Raw genomic sequence first — 3,675 nt, 5'->3', positions numbered from 1 at the left:
ATTTCTACCAAATCACGAAAACTGAGGTTGTACCGTAGGTACCAACGTACAGTTAATAGAATGATATCTGGCTGATAATGTTTCCACTTGAATGTCTTTTCTTTTTCCGTACTGATCACACACCTTTTGTAGAGTAATAGTATCAGTATGTCCAAGGCTTAGAGATTACTTGCAAGTATCTTCATTTTTTTGCACCAGAACCGCAATTGGAATGATCCAAGATCATCTATCTCTGTTATATCAAGCAATACAGAAAGACACCCAAGAGATAATAAAGGTTCTGATCCGCCTGTTTACCCTACTACAGAAAAATGGCCGGAAATCTCATCGATACGAGAAAAAAACTGTCTTTGATATTAATGAAAGTAAACTTTTGGCTAAAAGTTTACTTTGGTTTCAAAAAACATTTGTAACTAAATTTGTGATAGATTTCTCAATGTAGATATATTTATTAATTATGGTTTTAATATGAAAAATTAACGAAAAATTAATTATAATAAAAATATGATGGTTAGCCCTTTGTTTACTCCTTGTGCTAAAGATAAGATCGTGTTCCCAATCTTATCTTTTTTATTTATCAAGGTTTATATTAGTAAGTAAAAATTTTTATTAATCAAATGTTTGTTTAAAATATATAGGTATGAATTTAGAAGAATATGTATACTTTAAGCGATTTAAAATTTGATATACTAAAAGAAAAAAATTAGGATGATAAGGCTATGCCAACAAAGGAGTTCCAAGACACAGTACAGCATTTTACTTCTTTCTTATTAGATAAAGGAAGAAAACCTTCCACAATTAAACGATATGCTTATGATATTGTAAATTTTGGTCAGTGGTTGCAAAAATCTAAAAATCTTCCATTACGCAATATATGGGCGACACTTAGTACAGAGGATTATGAAGAGTATTTTAACGATTTAAAGAAGCAACGCAATTACTCTGATAAAACGATACATCGTGTCTATATTGTCCTAAGTAGACTGTATCAATATTTAGAGATACCTAACCCTTTAGAAGATATGAATCTCATAATTCAGCCTAATCGTGCGTTACGTGATGAAGATTTTATTTCTAAATCGGAAGAAATACGACTAAAGTACATTTTAACTTCATTAGAAGGATTAACAGAAAAACAACGCTCCGTTCGTCCAGTACTTATGGATCGTAACACTGCTATTGTACATTTACTCATTAATAATGGATTGTCCTTACAAGAACTTGTAGGTCTACAGATGAATCACGTACATTTTGAAAACAATACAATCTTAGTACCAGGAATAGTGGGTATAGAGAGAACGATTCATTTAATTGAAAATGATAAAAAGATATTATTTAACTATTACAAAACCATTCCAGAACCTGTTCGGCCCAGATACCATAGTAATGACCCCTTATTCGTAGCATTTGATTTTACTCGAAAAACTTATCATTGGTCATATAACAACGATGCCCCAAAAGCCTTAACAGAAATTGCTGTTCAAAAAATGATTCGACTTGAAGTTGAAAGAGCGAATTTACGAAAAGGAATTTCAGCACAACATCTACGGAATACCTTCATTTTACGGCTAATTGAAAATGAAGTTTTAGAAGAGCAAATTATAAAACATGTAGGCTTTAAATCTAAACTTGCGTTAAAAAGATATTATGATTACAACGATAAAGAAGGAAGATTGTATGAAGAAAAATAAGAAACAAGAGCTACAGTATATAAGAATTTATACATTAAGGGATAGAAGTACAAAATCCCTTAATGTTGAATCTTGGCGAATGTTTAAAGATGAAATGAGTGTTCTAGGTCTAAAAGATTCGGATATTTTTCAAATTCAGTTAATAGAGGTCACCATACATGCCCAGGTTCTGGTGCAAAAACATGATAAATTAAACAAAAAGTGAGGATACCTACTGGAATCTTGTTTTATGCCGTTAATCCAAACAGTTGATTCATAAAAATATTCTGATTTTGGACAGACTGATTCTGCAAATCAATCTGCTCTTTTTTCATCATATGCATCGCTTCTACACCACTTAAAATAGACACGGCCGTTTGGAATGATTTGAACCCCAACATAGAGCGTATCCGTCTTTTAATAAAACGATGATCTTGTTCCACAATATTATTTAAATATTTGAGTTGTCTCATTTGGATGCCTACAGGCATCTTTTTTTCTTTCTTCAATAGCAATTGGGTAAGCTGGATTTTTGTCAACTGTAATTACACGAGGTTTAGAAACATGAAGAGACTGCAAAGCTTTCTTGAAGAAACGCTTTGCAGCCTTATGATTTCTCGTTTTACTCAGATAAAAGTCAATCGTGTTTCCTTCAGAATCAACAGCACGATATAAATACATCCACTGTCCTTTTACTTTTATATCCGTTTCGTCAACCCTCCATGAATCGTTTGTTTTCTTAAGATGACGTCGGATACGCCTTTCTAATTCAGGCCCATATTGATGAACCCAACGCATAATGGTTGTATGTGCTAAGAACAAACCTCTTTTTTCCATCATTTCTACCAAATCACGAAAACTGAGGTTGTACCGTAGGTACCAACGTACAGTTAATAGAATGATATCTGGCTGATAATGTTTCCACTTGAATGTCTTTTCTTTTTCCGTACTGATCACACACCTTTTGTAGAGTAATAGTATCAGTATGTCCAAGGCTTAGAGATTACTTGCAAGTATCTTCATTTTTTTGCACCAGAACCGCAATTGGAATGATCCAAGATCATCTATCTCTGTTATATCAAGCAATACAGAAAGACACCCAAGAGATAATAAAGGTTCTGATCCGCCTGTTTACCCTACTACAGAAAAATGGCCGGAAATCTCATCGATACGAGAAAAAAACTGTCTTTGATATTAATGAAAGTAAACTTTTGGCTAAAAGTTTACTTTGGTTTCAAAAAACATTTGTAACTAAATTTGTGATAGATTTCTCAATGTAGATATATTTATTAATTATGGTTTTAATATGAAAAATTAACGAAAAATTAATTATAATAAAAATATGATGGTTAGCCCTTTGTTTACTCCTTGTGCTAAAGATAAGATCGTGTTCCCAATCTTATCTTTTTTATTTATCAAGGTTTATATTAGTAAGTAAAAATTTTTATTAATCAAATGTTTGTTTAAAATATATAGGTATGAATTTAGAAGAATATGTATACTTTAAGCGATTTAAAATTTGATATACTAAAAGAAAAAAATTAGGATGATAAGGCTATGCCAACAAAGGAGTTCCAAGACACAGTACAGCATTTTACTTCTTTCTTATTAGATAAAGGAAGAAAACCTTCCACAATTAAACGATATGCTTATGATATTGTAAATTTTGGTCAGTGGTTGCAAAAATCTAAAAATCTTCCATTACGCAATATATGGGCGACACTTAGTACAGAGGATTATGAAGAGTATTTTAACGATTTAAAGAAGCAACGCAATTACTCTGATAAAACGATACATCGTGTCTATATTGTCCTAAGTAGACTGTATCAATATTTAGAGATACCTAACCCTTTAGAAGATATGAATCTCATAATTCAGCCTAATCGTGCGTTACGTGATGAAGATTTTATTTCTAAATCGGAAGAAATACGACTAAAGTACATTTTAACTTCATTAGAAGGATTAACAGAAAAACAACGCTCCGTTCGTCCAGTACTTATGGATC

3 protein-coding genes and 4 pseudogenes are annotated in these 3,675 nt (G+C 31.8%); 5 read left to right on the top strand and 2 right to left on the bottom strand.

All coding sequences use genetic code 11. From position 1 onward, the window contains the following. A pseudogene (locus tag AB3X49_RS19400) lies at window positions 1-119 on the bottom strand (IS6 family transposase); the annotation flags it as partial. Between the two features lie 83 nt (window positions 120-202). Between AB3X49_RS19400 and AB3X49_RS19395 the strand changes: the two are divergent. The 3 genes and pseudogenes from AB3X49_RS19395 to AB3X49_RS19385 all read left to right on the top strand — a co-directional run. Then, a pseudogene (locus AB3X49_RS19395) lies at window positions 203-442 on the top strand (hypothetical protein); the annotation flags it as partial. Window positions 443-719: 277 nt separating this feature from the next. Next, complete coding sequence (locus AB3X49_RS19390) at window positions 720-1,691, top strand: tyrosine-type recombinase/integrase (RefSeq protein ID WP_367964125.1); 972 nt, start codon at window positions 720-722, stop codon at window positions 1,689-1,691. Next, complete coding sequence (locus tag AB3X49_RS19385) at window positions 1,678-1,896, top strand: hypothetical protein (RefSeq protein WP_367964127.1); 219 nt, start codon at window positions 1,678-1,680, stop codon at window positions 1,894-1,896. The genes AB3X49_RS19390 and AB3X49_RS19385 overlap by 14 nt, the downstream gene beginning before the upstream one ends. A 22-nt stretch (window positions 1,897-1,918) precedes the next feature. Here the strand turns inward: AB3X49_RS19385 and AB3X49_RS19380 are convergent. Continuing rightward, window positions 1,919-2,627, bottom strand: a pseudogene (locus tag AB3X49_RS19380) (IS6 family transposase). Window positions 2,628-2,710: 83 nt separating this feature from the next. On the opposite strand from AB3X49_RS19380, the pseudogene AB3X49_RS19375 reads away from it, so the two are divergent. Together AB3X49_RS19375 and AB3X49_RS19370 are read left to right on the top strand one after the other, a co-directional pair. Further along, window positions 2,711-2,950: pseudogene (locus AB3X49_RS19375) on the top strand (hypothetical protein); the annotation flags it as partial. A gap of 277 nt (window positions 2,951-3,227) precedes the next feature. Continuing rightward, window positions 3,228-3,675 (top strand): site-specific integrase (locus AB3X49_RS19370; protein WP_367964122.1); only part of this gene is annotated, 448 nt, incomplete at its 3' end.

Source organism: Bacillus sp. C30, assembly GCF_040838255.1.
In the GTDB taxonomy this organism is placed as follows: domain Bacteria; phylum Bacillota; class Bacilli; order Bacillales; family Bacillaceae_G; genus Bacillus_A; species Bacillus_A mycoides.
Note: the sequence above shows the minus strand (reverse complement) of the source record. Positions and strands in the feature narration are given on the sequence as shown.

Bases quoted from the DNA above. Each gene is read 5' to 3' on its own strand.
- AB3X49_RS19385 (WP_367964127.1), top strand. From the start codon at position 1,678: ATGAAGAAAAATAAGAAACAAGAGCTACAGTATATAAGAATTTATACA.
- AB3X49_RS19390 (WP_367964125.1), top strand. From the start codon at position 720: ATGCCAACAAAGGAGTTCCAAGACACAGTACAGCATTTTACTTCTTTC.